Here is a 23373-nt window from a genome sequence, read left to right on the forward strand (position 1 = left end):
CCTTCGCCTGGAACGCGCGGAACGGGTGCCGGGCATCCGGCTTCTGCGCTGGATTCAGGCGGCCGCGGGGGCCTGTGCCCGGGGCCTCGCCGCCCTGCCATGGGCATGCCGGAGCGCCGGGCCGGGGCAGCCTCCATTGGCAGGGCTTGCCGGGGCATCGATGCTCTCCCTTGGCCAGGTTGCAGCGGAGCCTGCTTCAGGCGAAGCGGCGGGCGGAGAATGGCGCCGCGGCGATCTCGGGCTCCCGCCCGGCGATCAGGTCGGCGACCAGCGCGGCTGTCGCCGGGGCGGAGCAGAGGCCGATATGGCCGTGGCCGAAGGCGTAGAAGACCCCCGCGCAGCCGCTGGCAGGGCCGATCACCGGCAGCCCGTCCGGGGTGGAGGGCCGGTTGCCCTGCCAGCGCGTTTCGGTCACGGCCGCCGTCTCCAGCCCGGCAAAGCACGAGACCAGCGCCTCGCGCAGGATCTCGGCCCGGTCCCAGTCGGGGGCGGCATCGGCGGTGGCAAATTCCACCTGGCCCGCGATCCGCAGGCCGCTTGCCGTGCGGGTGATCCCTGCCTTCAGGTCCTGCGGCATCACCGGAACCGGCAGCTCCGGGACCGGCCCGGAGAGCTCGACATGGTAGCCGCGCTCGGCCTCCAGAGGGACGCGGTCGCCGCAGGCGGCGGCAAGGCGGGCGGAGCGGATGCCCGCGGCCAGCACGGCGGCGTCGCAGGCGATCTCGCCCTCCGCGGTCTCGACCGCGGCGATCCGGCCGCCTTCGCGGCGGAACCCGGTGGCGCGGGTGGCCGCCCGCGCCATCCCGCGGTTTCCGCACCAGGCCGCAATCGCGGCAACATAGCCGCCCGGATCGGTGCAGTGGCCGCCGCCGGGAAGCAGCACCCCGAAGCCGTAGCGCGGCGCCAGCCCCGGCACCCTCGCTTCGATCTCCGCGCGGCCGAGCTCTTCCATCTCGACGCCGTTCATCCTCCGCAATTCCCAGCCCAGCCCGTCGCGGCCATGGGCCTCGCGGTCGGCATAGAGGTAGAGCAGCCCGGTACGGCGGATGAACTCCGGCGCGCCGATCCCGGCGGCAATCGCGGCATGCCGGTCCGGCGCGCCGCGCAGGAGCCCGGCAAGTGCCGCGGCGGTGCGCTCCACCTTGGCGCGGCTCCGGCCCGCGGCGAGGAACTTCGCCAGCCAGGGCAGCAGCCGCGGCAGGTGGCGCCAGCGCACGGTCAGCGCGCCGCGGCGGTCGGCAAGGTAGCCCGGCACCTGCCGCCAGAGCCCGGGCATCGACATCGGCACGATCGAGGCGGGGCTTAGGAAGGCGGCATTGCCGAAGCTCGCGGCCTGCGCGCCGCCGGGCGCCTCCGGCTCGACGAGGGTGACCCGGTGTCCGTCGGCCAGCAGCGCGCGGCAGACCGCAACGCCGACGATGCCGCCCCCGATCACCACGACATGCCTGGTGTTCCTCTCCTTCATGGGTCTCCCTGCCTTCCGTCCCGTGCGGCCGCCGATGCCATGAGCGGGGCTCATGTGCCCTGCGGCGGCCGCGCCGCGGGGCGGTGGATCTTGTTTGCACGTGTTTTCGGCAGCCAGCGCACCGGACGCCCTGATTCAGCTTGCCAGAGCTGGCGTTCCGGGCGAACTCCTGAAATTCTCCGCGCGTCCTGAGTTTTTGTCATGCCGGAAAGGGCCAATGCGCCGCTTCGTTCCCTCCCATTCCGCCCTGCTGGCCTTCGAGTCGGCCGCGCGCCACATGAGCTTCACCAAGGCCGCCGAGGATCTGGCGATCACCCAGAGCGGCGTCAGCCGCCAGATCGGCAGCCTGGAATCCCTGCTCGGCGTGCGGCTGTTCGACCGCATGGGCTCCCGGCTGGTCCTGACCGAACCCGCCCGTGCCTATCTGGAGGAAGTGACCGAGGCGCTGGACCGGCTGGAGCGCGCCTCGGTGAACTGCGTGCGCGGCGCGGCGCTGGACGAGGCGCTGACGGTCTGCGTCCACCCGACCTTCGCCTCGCGCTGGCTCGCGCCGCGGCTGGCGGGTTTTCTCGCCGGCCATCCCGAGACGGTGGTCGACCTGCACGCCGCCACCCAGGATCCGGATTTCTCCGAGATGCGCGTCGACCTGGCGGTGCTGCGCGGGCGGGGCACCTGGGCGAAGGCGCGCGCGCAGGAGCTGTTCCGCGAGCAGCTGGCCGTGGTCGCGGCGCCGGGGGTCTATCCGGGCGGGGCGCCGCGGGGCGTGCTGGATTTCGACACCTTCCCGACGCTGCAGAATGCCAGCCGCCCGGATCTGTGGCTGACTTGGCTGCGCGGCGCGGGCCTGTCGCATCGCGGGGCGATCCGCGGGCCGCGGTTCCCGCAGAGCGGCATGCTGATCGCGGCCGCGCGCAACCGGCTGGGGCTGGCGGTCGTGCCGCGCTCCTATGTCGAGGCGGAGCTGGCCTCCGGCGAGCTGGTGGAGCCGCTGGGCGGGCCGGTGCTGACATCGGACAGCTACTGGATGGTGCAGCCCGAGGAGCGGACCGTCTCCCCCGCGGCGCGCGCCTTCATGGCCTGGCTGGCCGAGGAAGCCCGCCGCGACCGCCGCGCCCTGTCCGGAGGGGCGCCGCCCTGAGGCAGGCTACCGCGGCAGCAGCCGGGTGACGGCCGCTCCCGGCCCGCCGCTGCCGGGATCGAGCGCCATCGGCAGGTAGCGGCCCTCGCGCCAGAGCGCGGAGAGATCGCGGTAGTGGCGCGACAGAGGATGGCCGGACTGGCCGGTGGAGATCACGAAGACCGAGCTTTCCGGATCGCCGAGATCGATCGCCTCGCGATAGACCGCGCCGTGCCGGTTCTGCAGCGGATCCGGGCCGCTGCCCCTGGTCAGTCCCCGCAGCAGGGTGTTGTCGCCGCCGCCCGAGGCGTGGCGCAGGTTCACGGCCCAGCCGAGCAGCGGCAGGCCGCCGAGGACGGGATGGTCATGGGTCGCCAGGTGGACGCCGCCCCAGCGCATCTCCGCCAGCGGGCCGCCCGGGTCGCGTGCGAGCGCGTCGAGCGTCCGGCCAAGGGACGCGGCGGCGGCATCGGCGCAGGTCTCGGGCCGGGACGTCGAGATGTCGTCGCACCAGGCCGCGGCGCCGCCGGTGCCGCGCAGCACGCGCTCCAGGAAGACCGGATTCGCATGTGTGAATTCCCCGGCCAGAGCCCCGAGCTCGTCCCCGGCCAGCGCCTGCTGGAACGCCCGCATCCAGGCGGCGAAAATCAGCGGCTCGGGACGGTCCGGCAGCATCGCGCCGTCCCAGGCCGACAGCAGCGCCATCGCCTCGGCCTGCGGGCCCTCCAGCGGTCCCAGCGTCCGGGCGAGCAGCGGGACCAGCACCTGCGCCGGGACGCTGACTGCGTCGCCCTGCGCCGCCGCGAAGCTCGCCAGGTCGTGCCGCCCCCGCGCGGCCATCACGTCCTGCAGTCGCAGGATCCGCTGCGTGTCGCCCCAGTCGAAGGAGATGTGCCACGGAAACGGCCGGTCGACCGTCTTGTTGTTGGTGTTGCCGAGAATGCCGCTTTCGGGATCGGCGAAGCGCGGGTTGCGCGCATAGTCCAGCATCCCGTCCCAGCGGTTCTCTTCCACCCAGCCCGGCGCGGGCATCCGGCCCAGCGTGGCATGGCCCGGCCGCCGCTTCGGCACCCGCCCGACCAGCTGCAGCGCGATGCCGGAGCCATCGGCCAGCATCAGGTTCTGGGCCGGGGCGACGAAGCCTTCCATCGCTCCGATCGCTTCCGCGGCCGATCCCGCCTGCATCAGCCGGTGGACCGCGGTCATCGATGTGTCGGACGGATCGTAGAGGGTCCTGGCGATCACCGCGACATGGCCCGCGGGCGTGACCGCGGCGAGATCGTGGTAGCGGCCGGGAATGACCGGGCCGTTCGGCGACCATTGCAGCTCCAGCTGCACCGGATCGCCGCCGCGGACCTGCACCATCTCCGTCCGGATCCGCAGCGGGACATGGCCGGTCCCGGACAGCACCTCGCGCGGGTTTTCCGGGTTGAGCCTCTCGATGAAGACGTCCTGGTCGTCGGCATTGGCCGCGGTAAGCCCCCAGGCGAGCCGGGCGTTGCGCCCGGAAAGGATCACCGGCAGCCCCGGGATGGTCGCGCCGATCGCCGGTCCCGCCGCCAGCTGCAGCCTCGCGAGATAGAAGACCGAGGGCGCGGTGAAATCCAGGTGCGGGTCGTTGGCCAGCAGTGGCATGCCGCTGGCCGACCGTCCGGGTCCCGCCGCCCAGGCATTCGATGAGGCCGAAAGCGACAGGCTCGGCACCGGCAGGGCGGCGCGGCTGCCGGGCCCGGGCAGGCCGGGGAAGAGATCGGAATGTCGCGGCATCCGCGCGATCCCTCCGGCAGGATCGTCGGGCAGGATGTCCGCGAGCCGCTCCGGCGGCACCGCCCCGGAGACGCGGGCGCGCAGCACCTCGCGGTCGACATGCGAGGCCAGCTGCAGCGCCAGCAGCTTCATGACCGCCAGCGAATCCGCCGGGCGCCAGGGCGCGATCTCCGCCGGGAAAAGCAGGAATTCCGGCGCAGCCCCGCCCCAGTCCGGCACCTCTGCGAGGCGAGCGTTGATCCCGGCGGAATAGGCGTCCAGCGCGCGGCGGGTGTAGGGAGACTGCACGGCCACCGAGCTCTCGGCGGCGCCGTAGAGGCCGAAGCGGCGCAGCAGCTCGTCCGCGTCCAGCGTCGCCGGGCCCAGCAGTTCCGAAAGGCGCCCCTGCGCGGTGCGGCCGAACAACTCCATCTGCCAGAACCGGTCCTGGGCATGGGCATAGCCGAGCCCGAAGAAGACATCCGCGTCGCTTTCCCCGAAGATGTGCGGTACGGCCGCCGGGGTCCGGCGGATCTCCACCGGTGCCGCGAGCCCGGCCACCTGCAGCTCGGCGCCGTAATCGGGCAGCGAGCGCTGCAGCAGCACCCAAGCGGCGGCGCCTGCCAAGCCCGCGGCCGCAGCCAGAAGGGCGAGTGCCGTGGCGGCCCTGCGCATGACGTCCTCCTTTCCCGGCCCTCCATGCGTCCCGGCCGGGATCTCCGGTCCCAGCCTCCCATGCCGCCGCGCGGCTGCACCTTGACCGGAATCAAGGCGGGCCATCTTCAGGATCGCCGCGGCTGGGGCGCGCGGCACTTCCGTGGCAAGAAAAAAGCTTCAATCCGGCCGCATCTGGGCGAAAAGTGTCCAAAATTTAACCAATGAATCGTGGACATGGCGAAATCTGGGGCCTAGCGTCGAAACATATTGCCACGGGCCGCTGGGTCCGGGCCCGGTGATTTTTTAGCGATGGCAGCTCAGTTGGCCTTGGGGAGTCCTCCCCGTTCCTTTTCGCGGAGTCGCATATGACCTCCCTCCAGATTGTCCGGAACCCCCGTTTGCGGCGGGCACTTGCCGCCGCCTGCATCATCGCCCTGCCTGCGGCCCCGGTCCTGGCGCAGGATGAAGGCTGCGCCATCCCGCCGGACTGGATCAGCCAGGGCATCCCCGACCCCACCATCCTGGCGAAGGGCGATTTCACCAAGAGCTTCTGCCAGTTCCACACCTGGGCGTGGAATGCCTTCCTGTGGTCGATGGAGGAGGTGGACGGCGCGCTGCGCTTCGAAGGCTTCCCCACCCAGGACCAGACCATCGGCGGCTCCTATTCCGGCGCGGGTGCCCCCGGCACGCCGGTGCTGAAGCTCAGGGTGGGAAAGGAGGACCACGCCATCGACTCGATCGCCCAGGCGGGGACGGACGGCTTCCTCGTCGCGCAGAACCACAGGGCGATCTATTTCAGCCAGTACGTCAATCCGCAGATGTATGACGAGATCCTCGCCAAGGACTGGAACACCGCGGCGGGGCTGGAAGCCGCGACCAGCGCCGATCCCAGCCCGCTCTTTACCATCGGCGACATCGAGTACAAGGCGGCCTGGGCGGTCGTGGATGACGGCTTCTCCGTCCCCGGCGCCTATGTCCGCAAGGCGCAGATCCCGCTGCTGGCAACGTTCGAACATGTCGGCAAGCAGGTGATCGGCGTGCCGCCCGACCCGACCTATGCCGAGGCGCAGGTGGCGCTGGTCGCGCTGCATGTCGTCGGCTGGGTCAACGGCCATGCCGAGGCGATCTGGGCCAGCTTCTCGCCTTCGGGCCTCGCGCCGGTCGTGCCGCAGGACGGGTCGGTCAAGCCCGGAGACCCGGTCTCGGCCGGCTCGACGCCCTTCTATGCGGGCGGCACGACGCTGGCGGACTGCAACCAGGCGCAGATCCCGGTCCAGAAGCTCGATGCCGCGACCCAGAAGCTCGCCCTGGCCACCCAGGTCTGCCAGATCTACGCCCAGGGCTCGCTGGAGGCCGGCTCGCCGCCTGCGCCGGACGACAATGCCGAGGCGATCCTGCAGATCAACGCCTCGGCCGCCGCCACGCTGCCTTCGGACAATCCCGCCAAGGGCTACGAGGAGGTCGGCGCGGTCTGGTCGGTCAAGGACGACGCCTCGGACCCGTCGAAGGGCAAGGTGAACACCACCTTCCAGGACGCGCTGATCGGCTCGACGCTGCTGTCGAACCCGGTGGTGGAGACCTTCACCCAGACCAGCGCGTCGCAGGACAACTGCTTCTCGTGCCACAACACGATCCAGTACCAGCCCTCGGACCCGGCGATCACGCCGCTCGATCCGTCGATCCTGAATCTCAGCCACTTCCTGATGCAGATCTACGAAAAGACCTTCACCGCCGCCAAGTGAGCGGCGCAGCGGGCGCGGCCGCGCGGGCGGCGCCCCGACCGGATTTCGGGAGTTTCCCCAATGGCCACCACGCTTCGCATCCATCCGTCCATCGGCGTGTCCCGCGTCGGCAATTCCCCGGACTTCATCCTGTCGCCCGAGACTTCGGCCGGGATGCCCGGGCCGGACAGCCCGATCTCGGGCGGGCTGCCGATCCGGCCCGGCACCGAAGCCGATCCGATCTCCGACGCCGACCTGCGCGACGCGCAGGGCGCGCTGAAGCCTCATGCCCAGAGGTTCCGCATCTTCGCCTATGATCCGCCGCCTGACGGCACCTATCCCTACAAGGGCAATGTGACCGAGGTGACGGTCGGCAGCCAGGTCGACGGCAAGACCGTGGAAAGCATCGCCTGGATGGTCCACATGGCCAACAAGAAGGCGAACAACTGGATCATCCCCGAGAACCCCGCCGAGGACCAGTCGTCCAACCCGGACGCGAATTTCGGCGTCGGCGGCATGGCGCACTACTTCAACGGCGCCACGCCGAACGTGCGCAACGGCAATTTCGGCAAGGATGCCGATCCGATGGCAGGCGGCGGCGACGGGCTGCCCCCGGACCAGGTCGACCTGTCCGATCCGATGCGGCTCAAATCTCTGGTCCTGGATGCCGGGCCGAAGGTGATCTGCACCAGCCAGGGCGCCGGGACGCGCGCGGGCTTCGACGCCGCCACGCCCTGCCGCTATCTCGACGGCACGGGCACGGTGCAGGATGTCTCCTACCCGGTGCAGTTCCCCGCGCAGGCCTTTTCCGGACTCTACCAGCCGGCCGGGCCGTCGCTGGGCAGCATGGGCGGGATGGAGACCGACGCGCAGGGCCGCCTGCTGGTGATCGGGTCGCCGGGCTATGCCGCGGGCTGGATGCAGAACGAGAACAACCCCGGCGGCGCGGTGCCCCCCGGCACCCCGGCCGAGCCCTTCCCGCTCGACAGCGACATCGACAACAACGGCTGGTTCGACGATGCGGGCGACGGGCCGGTGCAGGCGGCGCTGACCTTCGGGGACGGCAGCACGCGGCTGATCGAGGTGCCCGCCTGGTGCATCTGTGCCGACCCGGCCTATGCCCCGCAGGTCCGCAATGTCGTCAACATCTGGGACGAGGTCTACAACGCCTGGCTGCGCGCGCCCGAGCTGGCGCTCGACACCGGCATCTACGACCCCGCCAAGGGCAGCTACGAGCAAAGCTATGTCGTGCCCTTCACCGAGGGCGTCTGGACCATGTTCCGCGCTGCGCATCTGCAGATGTTCACCACCGACCTGAACCAGAAGGGCATCGGCGTGCACCAGCGGCTGAGCAATGTGACCGCCGCCGACGAGCCGTCGAAATTCCTCAACATCAAGAGCTTCATCCGCAATCCCAGCGCCGCGCCGGGCAGCGGCAACGAGCTGCAGACCGGCGCGCCGCTGATGCCGCTGGCGCTCGGCGATACCGGCGCGTCCTTCCTGACGGTGACCGAGACCCAGTATTTCTTCCTCGAACAGTGGTTCGCGGGCACCTATGACGACGCCGCCGAGAGCCTGACCGAGGGCGAAAAGCTCGACAAGGTGACGCTGACCAACCTGCTCGGCGGGCGGTTCAGCCCGGGGATCGACCTGACCTTCATCGTCCGCGACCCCTATCTCTACGACCAGTCCTGGACCGATGCCGATACCGGCCCGTTCCGGATCGGCGCGCGCAAGCTCGACTACGGGACCGCCGCGTCCGGGACGCCTTTCCTCACCGTGGGCTACACCCCCAACCGGACCGTGCAGAACCCGGTGGAGCCGGGCGACCTCTGCAAGTTCATGGCCCTGCCCTGGCACACGGACTACAATTCCTGCGCCACCCATTCGCCCAGCCCGAACCCGCAGAAGCCAGTGCCCAACACCACGCTGTTCTGGTCCTGGCCCGCGCAGCGGCCGGTCTCGGTCTACACCTATGACGACTACGTCGCGAACGGGAACGCCTTCTTCGGCGAGCAGCATTTCTCGGTGCGCGGCACCGGCACCCAGGTGGAAAGCGGCGACACGCTGGAAGGCAGCGCGGCGACCGAGAATGTCGGCCGCTACCAGGTGCGGCTCGACATGCTGTCGAACTGGTTCAACATCGGCGTCGTGATGCAGGGGCCCGCCATCGCCGGATTCGAGGGCAAGAACGACGACCTGTTCCTGGAGGTGCAGAGCCTCCTGGCCGGGCCGTCGGACTGGTCGCAGCCCTGGCCGATCCTGACCACCGACAAGGTCTATCCCGACACCGCCAAGCCTGCCGATGACAGCTGAGCGCTGGCAGGCCGTCATCGTCGGCGGCGGCCCGGCCGGCAGTGCCGCCGCCCTGGCGCTGCTGGCCGGCGGCATGACCCGGGTGGCGATGGTCGAGCCGTCGGATTTCGCGGACTTCCGGATCGGCGAGTCGATCCCGCCCGACACCAACCTGCTGCTGCACCGGCTCGGCGTGCAGCAGGCCTTCGCCGCCCAGGGCCATCTGCCCTGTCTCGGCAGCCGCTCGCTCTGGGGCAGCAACCGGCTGGGGCACAACGATTTCCTGACCTCGCCGCATGGCCATGGCTGGCATCTCGACCGCAGGGCCTTCGACCGCATGCTGTTTGGCCGGGCGGTGGAGGCCGGGGCCGTTCCGGTGCGCGGCCGCTGCACCGCGGTCCGGGCATGCGGCGGCCGCATCGAGGCGGTCGAGGCCGCGGGGCAGCGCCTTGCCGCCGACGCCTATGTCGACGCGTCCGGGCGCAGCGCGGTGCTGGCCCGCGCCTGCGGCAGCGCGCGGCAGTCCGGCGGCCGGCTCGGCGTCTGCTGGGCGCGGTTCTGCTCCGATCCGGAGGCGCTCGGCCGCAGCACCTGGCTGGAGGCGGCGCCGCAGGGCTGGTGGTACGCTGCGGCAATCCCGGGCGGCGAGGCCGTGGCCGCGCTCGGCACCGATCCGCAGATCTCGAAATCGGCCGGTCTCGCCGGCCTGCGCGGCTGGGCCCATGCGCTTTCAGGCACCGCGCTGATCGCGCCCCGGCTGGCCCGCGCCGCGCTCGTTCCGGGCAGCTTCGCCATGGCCGCGGCCGGGTCCGCCCTGACCGATCCGCCCGCCGGACCGAACTGGGCGGCGGCAGGCGACGCGGCCTGCAGCTTCGATCCGCTCTCCTCGGCCGGGATCCACAAGGCGCTGGCGTCGGGCATCTCCGCGGCCGAGGCGCTGCTCGACGGCGGCCCGCAGGCGCTGCTCCGCCATGCCGGACAGGTGCTGGCAGAGTATCGCGGCTACCTGGAGCAGCGCGCGGATCTCTACGCGCAGGAGCGCCGCTGGCCGGATTCGCCGTTCTGGCGCCGCCACGCGATGCCCGCCCCTGCCTGAGCGCGGCCATCCCGGCGAAACCGGCCGCGGCCTCGTCCCGGCGGGCCATGCTCCGGGAGCCATGAGGCGCCGCCGCCCGGAGGTCATGGCTGGCCCGACCGCGGCCGGCCGGGAGTGGCGCGCAGCGGCAGCCGGGTCGGGCCTTCTTCGACCGCCGGGTCGGCCCCCTTGCAACCCGCCGGAACCCGCCCCAAGATGCCGCTCGCGCTGGTCAGAGGAGGCGACCGATCCATGCCCGAATTGCCGCTGCTCCCCGAGCCCGGAGACCCCCGCCTGACGCGGCGGATCCGCGGCACCGACCAGACCGGCGCCGGAACGGAAATCGCCGTGGTCGAGGAACGGCCGCTGACGATCTACCTCAATCGCCAGGAAATCGTCACCGCCATGACGATCGGCGACCATCCCGAATACCTGGCGCTCGGCTTCCTCAGGAACCAGGGCATGCTGCGTGCCGATGACGTGGTGACCGGCATCGACTACGACGGGGAGATCGAGACTGTCGTCGTGCGCACCGCGCGCGAGACCTCCTACGAGGAGAAGGTACAGAAGAAGACCCGCACCTCGGGCTGCGCCGTCGGCACCGTCTTCGGGGACATGATGGAGGGGCTCGAAGGGCTGGTCCTGCCTGCAGCGGAGCTGCGCACCAGCTGGCTCTATGCGCTGGCCAAGGAGATCAACACCACGCCGTCCCTCTACCTGGAGGCGGGCGCGATCCATGGCACGGTGCTCTGCCGCCAGGACCGGCCGCTGGTCTACATGGAGGATGTCGGGCGCCACAACGCGGTCGACAAGGTGGCGGGCTTCATGTTCCGCCACGGGATCGGCGCGCAGGACAAGATCCTCTACACGACCGGGCGGCTGACGTCGGAAATGGTCATCAAGACCGCGCTGATGGGCATTCCGGTGCTGGCCTCGCGCTCGGGCTTCACCGCCTGGGGCGTCGAGATCGCCCGCCAGGTCGGACTGACGCTGATCGGCCGGCTGCGCGGCCAGCGCTTCGTCTGCCTCTCGGGCGAGGAGCGGCTGGTGCGCGACGCCGATCCGTCGGCCGTGGCAGAGGAAGACGGGCGCGCGCGCCGGAAGGCCGCGTCATGAGCCGCCGGCTGCAGCAGCCCTCCGGCGTCATCCTCGCGGGCGGGCTCGCCACGCGGATGGGCGGCGGCGACAAGGGCCTGCTGGAAATCGGCGGCGCGCCGCTCCTGCAGCGCATCATCGACCGGATCGAGCCGCAGGTCGCGGAGCTCGCGCTCAGCGCCAACGGCGATCCGGCGCGCTTCGGCGCCTATGGCCTGCCGGTCCTGCCGGACACGGTGCCGGGCTTCCCCGGACCGCTCGCGGGCGTTCTCGCCGGTCTGGACTGGGCGGCAGACCAGGGGGCCGACAGCATCGTCACGGTGGCCGCCGACACGCCGTTCTTTCCCTGCGACCTGGTTCCGCAGCTGCTGCTGGCGGCCGAGGACCGGCCGCACCTGCTGGCGCTGGCCTGCACGCCGCGCGACGGCGGCGCCGTGCTGAAATCCGGCGGCAAGCTGAACCGCCATCCGACCTTCGGCCTCTGGCCGGTCGCGCTGCGCCACGACTTGCGGGCCGCGCTGGAGGAGGGGCTGCGCAAGGTCGTGCTCTGGACCGACCGGCACGGCGCGGGCGAGGCGGTCTTCCCGGCCGCGCCCTTCGACCCGTTCTTCAACGTGAATACCCCCGAGGATCTGGTCCGCGCGCGGGAGCTGGCCTCGTGAGGATCTACGGCGTCACCGGGACCAAGAATTCCGGCAAGACCGGGCTGATGGAGCGGCTGGTGGCCGAGATCACTGCCCGCGGCGTCAGCGTTTCCACCGTCAAGCACGCCCATCACGAAGCGGATATCGACCAGCCCGGCCGCGACAGCCACCGCCACCGCGTGGCCGGCGCGCGCGAGGTGCTGCTGTCGACGCCGCATCGCTGGGCGCTGATGCACGAGCTGCGCGGCGCGCCGGAGCCGCCGCTGGCCGAGCTTCTGGCGCGGCTCTCGCCGGTCGATCTGGTGCTGATCGAGGGCTACAAGGGCGCGCCGCATCCCAAGATCGAGGCGCACCGCGCCGCCACCGGGCGGCCGCTCCTGTCGCCGGAAAACACCTCGATCCGCGCGGTGGCCTCGGATTGCGGCGTGCCGACGGCCCTGCCCCGATTCCATCTCGACGACACCGCCAGAATTGCCGCGTTCATCCTCCGCGAGGCCGGCCTTTGAACTTCGACACCATTGCCGTCATCGACTGGTCCGGGGCGTCCTCGCCCTCGCCCGCCAAGCCCTCGAAGGACGCGATCTGGATCGGCACCGCGCGGGACGGCACGGTCGGCGCCAGCTACCACCGCACCCGCCATGACGCCACGGAGGCGCTCGCCGCGCTGTTCGAGGCCGAGATTGCCGCCGGCCGCCGGGTGCTGGCCGGGTTCGACTTTCCCTTCGCCTATCCGGCGGGCTTCGCCCGGGCGGTCTGCGGCACGGAGGACCCGCTGGCGCTCTGGACGGCGATGGCGGCGCGGATCGAGGACGGGCCGGACAATGCCAACAACCGCTGGCAGGCCGCAGCCGAACTGAACGGGCTCTTCCCCGGCATCGGCCCGTTCTGGGGCTGTCCGGCCTCGGTGGACGACCCGCGCCTGCCCGCGAAAGGCACCGCGCGGCAGGGCCATGGCCAGGCCGAGCGCCGTGGGTGCGAGCAGCGCCTGAAAAGCACCCAGCCCTGCTGGAAGCTCTACACCACCGGCTCGGTCGGCTCGCAGGCGCTGCTGGGCATCGCCCGGCTCCAGGCGCTGCGGCAGCGCTTCGGCAGCGACCTCGCCGTGCGGCCCTTCGAGACCCATGACGCGCCCGTCACCCTGGTGGAGCTTTTCCCCTCGCTGATCGCCCGCACCGTGGCCGAACTGGCGCAACCAGGTGAGATCAAGGACCGCGCGCAGGTGCGCATCCTTGCCGGCGCGCTGGCGCGGCTGGGTCCGGGGCGGCTCGATGCCATGTCCCGGGAGGGCGACCAGGAGGAGGGCTGGATCCTCGGGCTCGGCCACGAGGCGGAGATCGGCGCTGCCGCGCGGGGGGCGTTCGCCGCGCCGGAGCTGATGCCGCCGCGGCTGCGCGACGACTGCTTTGCCATGCCGCAGGGCGTTGCCTGGGTGCCGGTGGAGGAGGCGCTGTCTCGGCTGCGCGCCGCGCTGCACCCGGTCACCGGCACGGAAACCTTGCCGGTGGCGCAGGCGGCCGGGCGGGTGCTGGCCGAGGACGTGGCCGCGCGCCGTTCCAACCCGCCGATGCCGAATTCCGCGGTCGACGGCTACGGCTTCGCCCATGCCGCCACAGGGACGGGCGTGCAGCGCCTGCCGCTGCTTGCGGGCCGGGCCGCGGCCGGGCAGCCCTGGCCATTCCCGGTGCCGCCGGGCCATGCCATCCGCATCCTGACCGGCGCGATCCTGCCCGATGGGGTCGATACCGTCGTGCTGGAGGAAGACACCGCCACGGACGGCGCCACCGTCGTCTTCGACGGCCCGGCGAAACCTTTCGCCAATACCCGCAGGGCGGGGGAGGACGTGGCGGCCGGAGCGCCCGCGCTGGCGGCGGGGCAGAGGCTGCGCGCGCCGGAGCTGGCGCTGGCTCCGGCGCTGGGGATTGCCGAGCTTCGCGTCCGCAGGCGGCTGCGCGTCGGCGTGCTCTCCACCGGCGACGAAATCGTCGCGTCGCCCGCGGACCCGGCCGAGCCGCACCAGATCTGGGATGCCAACCGGCCGATGCTTCTGGCGCTGGCGGCAGGCTGGCACTGCGAGCCGGTCGATCTGGGCCACGTCCGCGACGATCCGGGCCGGATCGCGGCGCGGCTGGACGAGGGCGCGCGTGCGGCGGACGTGATCCTGACCTCCGGCGGCGCCTCGGCGGGGGACGAGGACCATGTCTCGGCGCTGCTGCGCGCCAAGGGCACGCTGTCGAGCTGGCGGATCGCGCTGAAGCCGGGCCGCCCGCTGGCGCTGGCGATGTGGCAGGGCGTGCCGGTGTTCGGGCTGCCCGGCAACCCGGTGGCGGCGCTGGTCTGCGCGCTGGTCTTCGCCCGCCCGGCGCTGTCGCTGATGGCGGGGGCGGGCTGGTGCGAGCCGCAGGGTTTCATGGTCCCGGCTGCCTTCTCCAAGCGCAAGAAGCCCGGCCGCCGCGAATACCTGCGGGCGCGGATGGATTCCGAAGGTCGGGCGGAGGTCTTCGGTTCCGAAGGCTCGGGCCGGATCAGCGGGCTGTCCTGGGCGGACGGGCTGGTGGAGCTTCCGGACGGTGCCGCCGACGTCGGTCCCGGCACGCCGGTGCGCTACATCCCCTATGCGTCCTTCGGGCTGGGCTGAGCGGGATCAGCCCTTGCGGATCAGGTAGACCTGCGCGCCGCCTTCCTCGCCGGTCCCGGCCAGCTCGTGCCCGGCCTCGCTGCAGAAGAACGGCACGTCGACCACGGCCGCCGGATCGTCGGCCAGCAGGCGCAGCACCTGGCCAGCCGCCATGCCCGACAGGCGCTTGCGCGCCTTTAGCACCGGAAGCGGGCAGATCAGCCCGCGCGCATCGAGGTCCAGATCCCAGTCCATGCCCCCGTGATAGGCCGTGGCCCGGCGCCTGTCCATCCCGGCTCAGCCCGGCGGCGCGGCGGGCAGCCAGACGGCGAAGACCGCGCCGCCGCCGTCCGCGTTCGCCGCGGCGATGATGCCGTCGGCGCGCTGCACGATGCTCTGCGAGATCGACAGGCCCAGCCCCGTGCCCTCGCCGCGGCGGGTGGTGAAGAACGGATCGAACAGCGACGGCAGCGCCTCGGGCGCGATCCCCGGCCCGCTGTCCCGGATCCGCAGCACGATCCCCGCGGCGCCGTCCCGCATCTCTTCCGCCAGCGACAGTTCCAGCCGTCCCGGCCCGGCCATCGCCTGCACCGCGTTGAGGATCAGGTTGATGGCGACCTGCTGCATTTCGCCGGCATCGATCGCGGCATGCGGCAGGGCCGGCAGATCCGCCGCGACCTCGATCCCCGCCCTGCCGAGCGCATGCTCGGACAGCAGCAGCGCATCTGCCGCCACCGCCGCCAGGTCGGCGGTCCCGCCGCTGCCGGAGAAATCCGAGGGCCGGGCGAAGGTCAGCAGCTTGCCGACGATGGATTGCATCCGCGCCACCTGCCCGTCGATCAGCGACAGCTCGGTCTCCACCAGCGCGGCATCGCTGCCCAGCTCCATGCGGATCACCTCGACATTGCCCTGGATCACCGCCACCGGGTTGTTGATCTCGTGCGCCACGCCGGCCGTGATCTCCCCGATCGAGGCCAGCTTCTCGCTCATCACCAGCTGGCGGAAGGTCTCCTCCAGCCGGGCATTGGCGTCGCGCAGCTCGGCGGTGCGCGCCTCCACCCGGTCCTCCAGCTCCTCCGCCCAGGCGCGCAGCTTGCGGTCGCGGTCCTGCACCTGGCTGAGCAGCCCGTCGAAATGCGCGGCCACCTCGCCGATCTCGTCCCGCGCGCCGACCGGGCCGATCCGCGCCGCAAGATCGCCCTGCCCGACCTTCCGCATGGTCGCGGTCATCCGTTCGAGCGGCGCGAAGATGCCCTTGGCCAGCGCCAGGAAGACCGGCACCGAAAGCGCCAGCACGCCCGCGAAGGCCGCCAGCATCCACAGGTAGGCATCGCGCTTGGCTCGGGCGAAGGGCGCTTCCAGCATGCCGACATAGAGCATGCCGACGCGCCTGCCGAAGCTGTCGTCGAGCGGCAGGTAGCCCGAGACGTACCAGTCATTGACCACGAAGGCGCGGTCGAGCCAGGTCCGGCCCTCGTCCAGCACAGCGCGGCTGACCTCGGCGGAGACGCGGGTGCCGAGCGCGCGGACATCCTCGAAGAGCCGGACATTGGTGGAGATCCGCACGTCGCCGAGGAACAGCGTCGCCGTGCCCTGCCGCGCGCCGCCGGTCACCGGATTGAGATAGACCAGCGCGTTGATCGCGTCGATGAAGCCGAGATTTGCGTTCAGCAGGATGCCCCCCACCAGCACCCCGCCATGTCCGGGCAGGTCAACCGGGGCGGCGGCATGGACCACCATGCCGCGGTCTTCCGCCATCCGGGTGTCGGGCAGCGCGGCCCTGGTCTCGATCAGCTCGATCCGGGCACGCCGCTGCAGGTCTCCGGGCAGCGCGGCCAGCACCGCGGGCGGAAAGACGTCGATCGCGGTTCCGGTGCGGCCCTGCAGCGCGGCGGCGATAACCGGCCAGCGCGCGGCCGCCTCCGCCGCCTGCCCGGCAGGCAGGTAGTAGAGGAAATCGAGCCCGAGCGCGGCGCGGCGCTCCGCCAGCGTCGGCGGATCCGGCACCTCGCCGGCGAAGGAGCGGGAGAATGCCAGCGAGCCCGCCACCCCGCCCAGCTCGTCCCCGGTGCGGGCGAGCAGACGCGACAGGTACTGCTCGGCGATGCGCAGGTCGCTCTGGACATTGGCGGCCAGCACCTTGTCGTAATCCCCGGTCCAGCGGGTCATGCCGAGCAGCAGCAGGAAGGGCATCAGCAGGACCAGCGGCGCGAGCGCCAGGATCAGCAGCCGCAGCCGGACGGGCAGCGCCGGGCGGGACCCGCCCGCTATGCTGGCGTGCGCCCGCCCCAAGGCTCAGTGCGGATCGCCGGGCGCGCCGTGGACGGCGAACTGCGCGAGCCCGGCGTCGCTGGACTCGATCGTCCGGTAGCGTTCGCGCACCCCTGCCCCGGTCAGCTCCCGCGCCACCGCCAGCAGGGTGTTGGGCGCGTGTTCCTCGCAGAGATCGGCCATCTGCGCCAGCTCCTCCTCGGCGACCGGACGGGCGGCCGCGGCGGAGGGGGCGCCGTAATAGGTCACGAAATGCCCGGCCAGCCGGTCGGCCAGCGCCTCCATCTCGGCGGGCTCGACCTGGGTGACGGCGACGAAGGTCACCCGGCCGAAGGTCTCCAGCCCGAGCCAGCCGTTGGCGAAGGCCTGCCGGGCCTTGCCGGCGAGGTCGCCCTCGGTCCAGTCGGAGAATTCGAACCCCCCGGCGATGCACCATTCGCCGGTGCGGGCCGGGGAGGCGAAGACGCGGGTGTCGCTTTCGTCGAAATGGATGGCGCGGGCAAGTTTCACGGGGCAGGCTCCAGAAGCGTTGTCAGCGGGATCAGATGGGTGGTGTCGCCGTCGCGCAGCAGCATGCCGAAATCCTCGTCGACGCCCAGGAAGGTGCCGGACCGGCCGCCCTGCTGCACCTCCTCGCCGATATCCTGGGCAAGGCCGCGCCATTCGGCATGCAGCGCGCGGGCATCGCCGTCCTCCCAGCGGTTGATCCAGTTCAGGCTGTGCCGAGCCCAGGCCTCCAGAAGCGCGGGAGGATCGACATCGGCGCAGCCCTCGGCAAAGAGCGAGGTCCGCCCGGGCGTGTCGCCGGGGCTGTCGCTGTCGGGGATCAGCGGCAGGACGAAGCCGATGGCCAGCCAGTCGGGCACAGCCTGCGGATCCCCGGCCGAGGCCATCGCGCGGAAGCGGCCGCAGGCGGCGCCGTTGACGCGGATGCCGCCGTCCCAGTCCAGATGCACCGAAACTTCGGGCGGGGCCATGACGCCGAGCGCGTTCTGGAAGCCCACGCCGCAGAGCGGCAGCATCGCCATGGCGCGGCCGAGCGGCACTTCGGGGGCCAGCACCAGCGCGCCTTCCAGCCGGTCCGCCGTCACCCGCCAGGACACCAGCCCGGCATCGCAGCCGAGCAGTGCCCGGCGGCAGGCATGCTCGAAGGCATCCTCGGCCGCCTGTTCGCCCCAGAGCAGCGGCGGGAAAGCCAGGGCGGCGCCGGCGCTCATGCCACCCCCTGCTCTACCAGCGCCGCGGCGATGGCGCGGAAGGCCCGGGCCTGCGCGCTGTCGGGACTGCTGGCCGTGATCGGCGCGCCGCCGTCGGAGGCGATGCGGATCTGCAGGTCGAGCGGCACCTCGGCCAGCAAGGGCACGCCCAGCTTCGCCGCCTCGGCGGCCACCCCGCCATGGCCGAAGAGGTGCTCCTCGTGGCCGCATTGCGTGCAGACATGGGTCGACATGTTCTCGATCATGCCCAAGAGCGGCACGTCCAGCTGGCGGAACATGTCGATCCCCTTGCGCGCATCCAGCAGCGCCACGTCCTGCGGCGTCGAGACGATGATCGCGCCGTCGATCCGCGCCTTCTGGCTCAGCGTCATCTGCACGTCGCCGGTGCCGGGCGGCAGGTCGACGAGCAGCACGTCGAGCGCGCCCCACTGCACCTGGGACAGCATCTGCTGCAGCGCCCCCATCAGCATCGGTCCGCGCCAGACCACCGCCTGGTCGTCATTGGTCATCAGCCCGATCGACATCATGGTGACGCCGTGGTTTCTCAGCGGCAGGATGATCTTGCCGTCGGGCGAGGCCGGGCGGCCCGAGACGCCCAGCATCCGCGGCTGGCTCGGCCCGTAGACATCGGCATCGAGCAGGCCCACGCGCCGCCCCTGCTGCGCCAGCGCGCAGGCGAGGTTCGCGGAGACCGTCGACTTGCCCACCCCGCCCTTGCCGCTGGCAATGGCGATGATGTGGTCGATGCCGGGGATCTTCTGCGGTCCCTGCGGCGCCGGGCGCTGGGGGCGCAGGTCGGGCGGCGCTTTCCCGGTGTGGCCGGTCAGAACGATGGAGACGGCCGAGACACCCTCTGCCGCCTTGAGCGCCGCCTCGGCCTGCGCCCTGGCCGCGCCATAGGCCTCGGCCTGAGAGGGATGGATGTCCATGACGAAGCGCACCGCGCCGGCAGGGTCGACATTCAGCGCGCGGACCACGCCGCTCGACAGGATGTCGCCGCCCTGCACCGGGTCGGCGATGCCCCTCAGGACGGCCTGCACCGCCGCCCGGTCCGCCACCGCGCCTGTTCCGTTGCCGTCATGCATGGGCTGGCCCTTCCCGTCCGTCAGTGATCGCGCCGCTTGGGCAGGTAGTCGTCGGTCGTGCGCGGCCGCCGCGGCCCGCCCATCGAGAACGGGTTGCTCTCGGAATGGTACTGGGCGTTCACCCGGCAGTCGTCGCACATCTGGATCATCCGCAGCTTGTCGCCGCCGAACATCGCGTGGTCCCGCAGCTTCTCCGTGATCCGGTCGATGGTGGATTTCACCCCGAAGAGTTTGCCGCATTCGACGCAGGCGAAGGGCTCCTCCTCGTGCAGCACGCGCTGCTCCAGCGCCTCGGGCGTCAGCAGCAGCCGCGGCGCGAGGGTGATCGCGTCCTCCGGGCAGACCGTCGCGCAGAGCCCGCATTGCAGGCAGGCATCCTCCTGGAAGCGGAGCTGCGGCAAGTCGGGATTGTCGCCGAGCGCGCCGGAGGGGCAGAGCGAAACGCAGGACAGGCAGAGCGTGCAGGACTCCGTGTCGACCTCCACCGCGCCGTAGGGCGCGCCAGCGGGCAGCTCCAGGCTTGCCGTCTCCGGGGCCAGCGCGCGCGCCGCCTGGCGGGCGATCTGGCGGCGGGTGCCGATCGGCCGGACCGGTGCTGCGACCGGCGCGGGCGCGGTTTCGGCATAGAGCGCGGCGGACATCGCGTCCGGGTCGGGCGTGTCGAGGATCATCACGCGCGCCTGCCCGGCGATGGCCGCGGCCAGCGCGGCCTGTGCCGCCAGCGCGTCCCGGTCGGCGCCCGGCCCCGGCAGCAGCGTGACCGAGGCGAAGCCCGCCGCCAGCGCGGCCAGCGCCTCGGCATGGCCGAAGGCGCCGATCGCCGCCATTTCCAGCGGGACCGCATCGGCGGGCAGCCCGTCGCCGTGGCGCGCCGACAGCCGGATCATCTCGGCGCCGCGGGCATCATGCACCAGCAGCCGCGGCGCGGTTCCGCCCGCCGCAAGATAGGCCTTCGCCAGCGTCTGCACCCGGCGGAAGGTCAGGTCCACGGGCGGCGCGTCGTAGCTGACCGCGCCCGAGGGACAGGCCGAGGAACAGGCGCCGCAGCCCGCGCAGATCATCGGATCGACCGCCACATGGTCGCCCGCGGGCGAGATCGCGCCGGTCGGGCAGAGGTCAAGGCAGCGCGTGCATCCGGTCTGCCCGGCGCGGGAATGCGCGCAGAGCAGCGGTTCGGAGCGGATGTAGAGCGGCTTCTCGAAGGTGCCGACGAGATGCGAGGCCTCCATCACCGCCGCGGCCACCGCCGGCAGACTGCCCGGATCGGCGCGCAGGTAGCCCTCGCGCTTCTCGTGCGCCGGGAAGAGCGGCGGCGCGCGGCGCAGGTCGAGGATGATGTCGCAGTCCGAGATGCCGCCGTCTTGCGGTGCGCCCAGGGCGAAGCTGCCGCGGCCGCCGGGCTCGATCTGGCGCAGCGCGTCGATGGTCACGCGGAACTGGCCGAGGGCGCCCTGCGCCTTGCGCAACCGGCCCTCGATCACGTCGAAGCTGCGGGCGTCGGGCAGCTCGCCGGCCTCCTCCAGCAGCACGGTCACCCCGAGATGGGGGGCAAGCTGCGCTGCCGCGGCCAGCGCCGCCTCCGGCGCGCCGAGGATCAGGCACAGGCCCTCCGAGACCACATCGAGCGATTTCTCCGGTGCAGCGGGCAGAAGCGCCTCTGCCGCCAGGGCGGACATTTTGGGTAGTTTGGAAGCAGGGTCCGCGCTCCACCCGGCCCGGTCGCGCAGGTCGAGAAGCGGCGCCGGTGCGGTGCCCAGCTCGTCGGCGAGGGCCTCGAAGACCCGCGACTCCTGGGTGCAGCAGAGCACCGCATTCCCTTGCGTCAATGCCTTTGCCGCCAGCGCTGCCTGGTCGGTGCAGAGTGCCTTGCACGGGGGGGCGACCTCGAGTCCGGTCGCCGCGGACAGCGCCGCGGCATCGATCGTTTGGCTGCCCATGCAATCGCACGTTATCAGGGTCTTGCTCACGGTTTCCTCCCTGGCAAGCGGCATCGGATCCTCCCCTCCGCCGCCCGGCTGGACCACCAGCTATCCCCGATTCGCCCTCGCCCACAACTCAATTCCTGGCCCCGGGCCGATGCGCAGCCGCGCGCTGCACGGCCGCGCCGGTGGCGGTGATTCGGATGCCGCGGCGCAGCACCCGCAGCGCGGCAAATGCTTGCCTTGGACAGTTTGTCCCTGCCGGAATCCGCGCTTGCGGCGGACTGGTCAAAATGTCCCTCCGCAGCCCGGGAAAACCGGTTGGCGCGAATTGCCGCTTCCCAGGGCCGAATTACCTGCTTCTATCGGAAAGGGAGGAAGGACATCGTGACAGGCCATCCGAGCAACGACCAGTTCATGCCGGTCGGCGTCGTGCTCCGCCGCACGCCCGGGGTGACCCGATGGGCGAAATGGGCGTGGCGCGCAGTCGCCGTGCTGCCGGGCGCGGGCCCGGCGCAGTGGCGCGAGCTGCGCCGCCAGGGCGACACGGTCGAATACCATGCCGCCACCGTGCCGCTGGAACTCTACCGCGCCGAGACCGAGGCCTATCTGCACGGAATCGCCGCGCGCGCGCCCGCCGTCTACGTCGTGATGCGCAAGGTCACCGGCGAACATCCGTTCGAGGTTCTGCTCGTCACCGCCTCGCCCTACGAGGCGCAGGACTACTGCGACAGCGGCGAGGACATCGTCGAGAAGGTGCCGATGCCGCCCGGGCTGCTGGCCTGGGTCGGCGATTTCGTCGGCCGCCACCACCAGGAGGAGGAATTCGTCAAGCGCCGCCGCGACCGGGCCAAGGTGGACGGACGCCAGGACGGGATCGGCGATCCGCGCATCCCCAAGCCGGGCGACATCTATGCCTCGCCCGCGCTGAAGCGGGAGCGCCTGCAATGACGGATTTCTGGTCCCGCCGGAAGGCCGCCGTGGCGGCCGAGGCCCATGCCGGGGAGGAGGCGCTGGAAGCGGCCCGCCGGGCGGAAGCCGAGGCCGCGCTCGAGGCGCGCAGCGATGCGGAGCTGCTGGAGGAGGCCGGGCTGCCGCAGCCCGAGGAGATCACCGGCGGCGAGATGGCCCGGAAATTCCTGGAGGCGCAGCTACCGCGGCGACTGAAGAACCGGGCGCTCCGGGCGCTGTGGCGGTCGAACCCGGTCCTGGCCTGCCTCGACGGGCTGAACGACTACGACACGGATTTCACCGACGCCGCGACCTGCACGCCGGATCTGAAGACCACCTACCAGGTCGGCAAGGGGATGCTGGCGCATCTCGAACATGCCGGCCGTGCCAAGGAACCGCCCGCCCCGGCCGCAGCCGTGCCGCCCGGCGACGCCGCGGGGCCCGGCATGGCGGAAGCGGAGGAGAGCCCCGCCCCCGCGGCGCCTGACCTGGCCGCGGAGGCGGTCCGCGACGAGACCGATCCCGAAGGACCCGCGCTGCCGGCCAGTTCGCGCCGCATGCGGTTCCGCTTCGAGGCCAGCTGAGTATGGAACGCACAGACATGACCGCCGCCCCCGACCTTGCCGCCGCCCCCCCGATCGCCGGGGAGGACCGGCTGCGCGCCGATCTCTACAATTTCCTCGGGCTGATCCTCGCCCGCCCTGCAGACGGCCTGCTGATCGGCCAGGCCGCCGGGCTGACGGGCGGAGGCGGTCCGATCGGCGAGGCGGTGTCCGTGCTGGCCAAGGTCGCGCGGATCTCCAAGCCCGCGGCGGTGGAAAGCGAATACAACCGGCTGTTCATCGGTCTGGGCCGGGGCGAGCTGCTGCCCTATGCCTCCTACTACATGACCGGCTTCCTCAACGAGAAGCCTTTGGCCGCCCTGCGCCGGGACATGGCGGCGCTGGGACTGGCGCGCGCCCAAACCGTCTTCGAGCCCGAGGACAACATCGCCTCGCTGATGGAGATGATGGGCGCGATGATCGCCGGGCGCTTCGGTCCGCCGGTGCCGCTGGCCCGGCAGAAAGACTTTTTTAACCGTCACATCGCTCCATGGGCGGGGCATTTCTTTTCGGATCTCGAAGGCGCGAAGAACGCGGTCTTCCATGCTCCGGTCGGCCGGCTCGGCCGCGCCTTCATGGAGATCGAGGCAGAGGCCTTCCGGATGAGCGCGGAGTGATCCGCAGGACTGGCGGGCGACCGCCGCAACGAGGCAGAGGAGGACGTTTCATGTCGGAGAAAGACGGGGAGGCGCCGAGCCGCCGCGGCTTCCTGAAGGCGGCCGCGACCGCGGCGCCGCTGGCCGCGGTGGCCGTGGCCACCGGTTCGGGGGCCGAGGCCGGGCCCGCCGCGCCCGATCCGGAGTCGAACCGGATCCAGGATACCGCGCATACCCGCGCCTATTACGACGCCGCCCGGTTCTGACCGGACGGAGGCCGACCCGCCGCGGACGACTGGTTGC

At 71.8% G+C, this 23373-nt stretch carries 20 protein-coding genes; 12 read left to right on the forward strand and 8 right to left on the reverse strand.

The window, feature by feature from the left end; translation table 11 throughout:
• Nucleotides 1-196 precede the first annotated feature (196 nt).
• Nucleotides 197-1465, reverse strand: a complete 1269-nt coding sequence (locus HCC78_RS03505) for an FAD-binding oxidoreductase (RefSeq protein WP_172327353.1) — start codon at nt 1463-1465, stop codon at nt 197-199.
• A 217-nt stretch (nt 1466-1682) separates the two neighbouring features.
• Between HCC78_RS03505 and HCC78_RS03510 the strand changes: the two genes are divergently transcribed.
• Nucleotides 1683-2603 carry a LysR substrate-binding domain-containing protein gene (locus HCC78_RS03510; RefSeq protein WP_172327354.1) on the forward strand — a complete coding sequence of 307 codons (921 nt, stop codon included), beginning with the start codon at nt 1683-1685 and terminating at the stop codon, nt 2601-2603.
• Between the two features lie 6 nt (nt 2604-2609).
• On the opposite strand, the gene HCC78_RS03515 is transcribed toward HCC78_RS03510, so the two are convergent.
• Nucleotides 2610-5003 (reverse strand): penicillin acylase family protein, encoded by a 2394-nt coding sequence (locus HCC78_RS03515; protein WP_172327355.1) that lies wholly within the window; start codon nt 5001-5003, stop codon nt 2610-2612.
• A 347-nt stretch (nt 5004-5350) separates the two neighbouring features.
• Between HCC78_RS03515 and HCC78_RS03520 the strand changes: the two genes are divergently transcribed.
• From HCC78_RS03520 to glp, 7 genes are all read left to right on the forward strand, one after another.
• Complete coding sequence (locus tag HCC78_RS03520) at nt 5351-6727, forward strand: hypothetical protein (protein ID WP_172327356.1); 1377 nt, start codon at nt 5351-5353, stop codon at nt 6725-6727.
• Nucleotides 6728-6787: 60 nt separating this feature from the next.
• Nucleotides 6788-9022: a LodA/GoxA family CTQ-dependent oxidase gene (locus HCC78_RS03525; protein WP_172327357.1), complete on the forward strand. Its 2235-nt coding sequence runs from the start codon at nt 6788-6790 to the stop codon at nt 9020-9022.
• Nucleotides 9012-10097 carry a tryptophan 7-halogenase gene (locus HCC78_RS03530; RefSeq protein ID WP_172327358.1) on the forward strand — a complete coding sequence of 362 codons (1086 nt, stop codon included), beginning with the start codon at nt 9012-9014 and terminating at the stop codon, nt 10095-10097. The genes HCC78_RS03525 and HCC78_RS03530 overlap by 11 nt, the downstream gene beginning before the upstream one ends.
• A 231-nt stretch (nt 10098-10328) precedes the next feature.
• Complete coding sequence (locus HCC78_RS03535; protein ID WP_172327359.1) at nt 10329-11192, forward strand: formate dehydrogenase accessory sulfurtransferase FdhD; 864 nt, start codon at nt 10329-10331, stop codon at nt 11190-11192.
• Nucleotides 11189-11833 carry a molybdenum cofactor guanylyltransferase MobA gene (mobA, locus tag HCC78_RS03540; RefSeq protein ID WP_172327360.1) on the forward strand — a complete coding sequence of 215 codons (645 nt, stop codon included), beginning with the start codon at nt 11189-11191 and terminating at the stop codon, nt 11831-11833. Before HCC78_RS03535 ends, mobA begins: the two co-directional genes overlap by 4 nt.
• The gene (gene mobB, locus HCC78_RS03545) at nt 11830-12321 is read left to right on the forward strand and encodes a molybdopterin-guanine dinucleotide biosynthesis protein B (RefSeq protein ID WP_172327361.1); all 492 of its coding nucleotides are present in this window, start codon (nt 11830-11832) and stop codon (nt 12319-12321) included. The genes mobA and mobB overlap by 4 nt, the downstream gene beginning before the upstream one ends.
• A complete protein-coding gene (gene glp, locus HCC78_RS03550) occupies nt 12318-14450 on the forward strand; it encodes a gephyrin-like molybdotransferase Glp (RefSeq protein ID WP_172327362.1) in 2133 nt (710 codons plus the stop codon). Before mobB ends, glp begins: the two co-directional genes overlap by 4 nt.
• Nucleotides 14451-14456: 6 nt before the next feature.
• Here the strand turns inward: glp and HCC78_RS03555 are convergent, their stop codons facing one another.
• The 6 genes from HCC78_RS03555 to HCC78_RS03580 all read right to left on the reverse strand — a co-directional run bounded on the left by HCC78_RS03555 (nt 14457) and on the right by HCC78_RS03580 (nt 20969).
• Complete coding sequence (locus HCC78_RS03555; RefSeq protein ID WP_172327427.1) at nt 14457-14684, reverse strand: sulfurtransferase TusA family protein; 228 nt, start codon at nt 14682-14684, stop codon at nt 14457-14459.
• Nucleotides 14685-14726: 42 nt separating this feature from the next.
• The gene (locus HCC78_RS03560; protein ID WP_172327428.1) at nt 14727-16622 is read right to left on the reverse strand and encodes a cache domain-containing protein; all 1896 of its coding nucleotides are present in this window, start codon (nt 16620-16622) and stop codon (nt 14727-14729) included.
• A gap of 102 nt (nt 16623-16724) precedes the next feature.
• On the reverse strand, nt 16725-17210 hold the full coding sequence (locus HCC78_RS03565; RefSeq protein ID WP_172327363.1) for a DUF6505 family protein: 486 nt from the start codon (nt 17208-17210) through the stop codon (nt 16725-16727).
• A complete protein-coding gene (locus HCC78_RS03570) occupies nt 17207-17917 on the reverse strand; it encodes a DUF4444 domain-containing protein (protein WP_172327364.1) in 711 nt (236 codons plus the stop codon). The genes HCC78_RS03565 and HCC78_RS03570 overlap by 4 nt, the downstream gene beginning before the upstream one ends.
• Complete coding sequence (locus HCC78_RS03575; RefSeq protein WP_172327365.1) at nt 17914-19002, reverse strand: Mrp/NBP35 family ATP-binding protein; 1089 nt, start codon at nt 19000-19002, stop codon at nt 17914-17916. Before HCC78_RS03575 ends, HCC78_RS03570 begins: the two co-directional genes overlap by 4 nt.
• Before the next feature lie 20 nt (nt 19003-19022).
• The gene (locus tag HCC78_RS03580) at nt 19023-20969 is read right to left on the reverse strand and encodes a 4Fe-4S binding protein (RefSeq protein ID WP_172327366.1); all 1947 of its coding nucleotides are present in this window, start codon (nt 20967-20969) and stop codon (nt 19023-19025) included.
• A gap of 369 nt (nt 20970-21338) precedes the next feature.
• Between HCC78_RS03580 and HCC78_RS03585 the strand changes: the two genes are divergently transcribed.
• Genes HCC78_RS03585 through HCC78_RS03600 form a run of 4 tightly spaced genes read left to right on the forward strand, consistent with a single transcriptional unit; the run spans nt 21339 to nt 23336 of the window.
• Nucleotides 21339-21872, forward strand: a complete 534-nt coding sequence (locus HCC78_RS03585) for a DUF3305 domain-containing protein (protein WP_172327429.1) — start codon at nt 21339-21341, stop codon at nt 21870-21872.
• On the forward strand, nt 21869-22456 hold the full coding sequence (locus HCC78_RS03590; RefSeq protein ID WP_172327367.1) for a DUF3306 domain-containing protein: 588 nt from the start codon (nt 21869-21871) through the stop codon (nt 22454-22456). The genes HCC78_RS03585 and HCC78_RS03590 overlap by 4 nt, the downstream gene beginning before the upstream one ends.
• A 2-nt stretch (nt 22457-22458) precedes the next feature.
• Nucleotides 22459-23091 (forward strand): molecular chaperone, encoded by a 633-nt coding sequence (locus HCC78_RS03595; protein WP_371743773.1) that lies wholly within the window; start codon nt 22459-22461, stop codon nt 23089-23091.
• A 50-nt stretch (nt 23092-23141) separates the two neighbouring features.
• The gene (locus HCC78_RS03600; RefSeq protein ID WP_172327368.1) at nt 23142-23336 is read left to right on the forward strand and encodes a twin-arginine translocation pathway signal protein; all 195 of its coding nucleotides are present in this window, start codon (nt 23142-23144) and stop codon (nt 23334-23336) included.
• Nucleotides 23337-23373 lie beyond the last annotated feature (37 nt).

Source organism: Mangrovicoccus sp. HB161399, assembly GCF_013184745.1.
In the GTDB taxonomy this organism is placed as follows: Bacteria; Pseudomonadota; Alphaproteobacteria; order Rhodobacterales; family Rhodobacteraceae; genus Mangrovicoccus.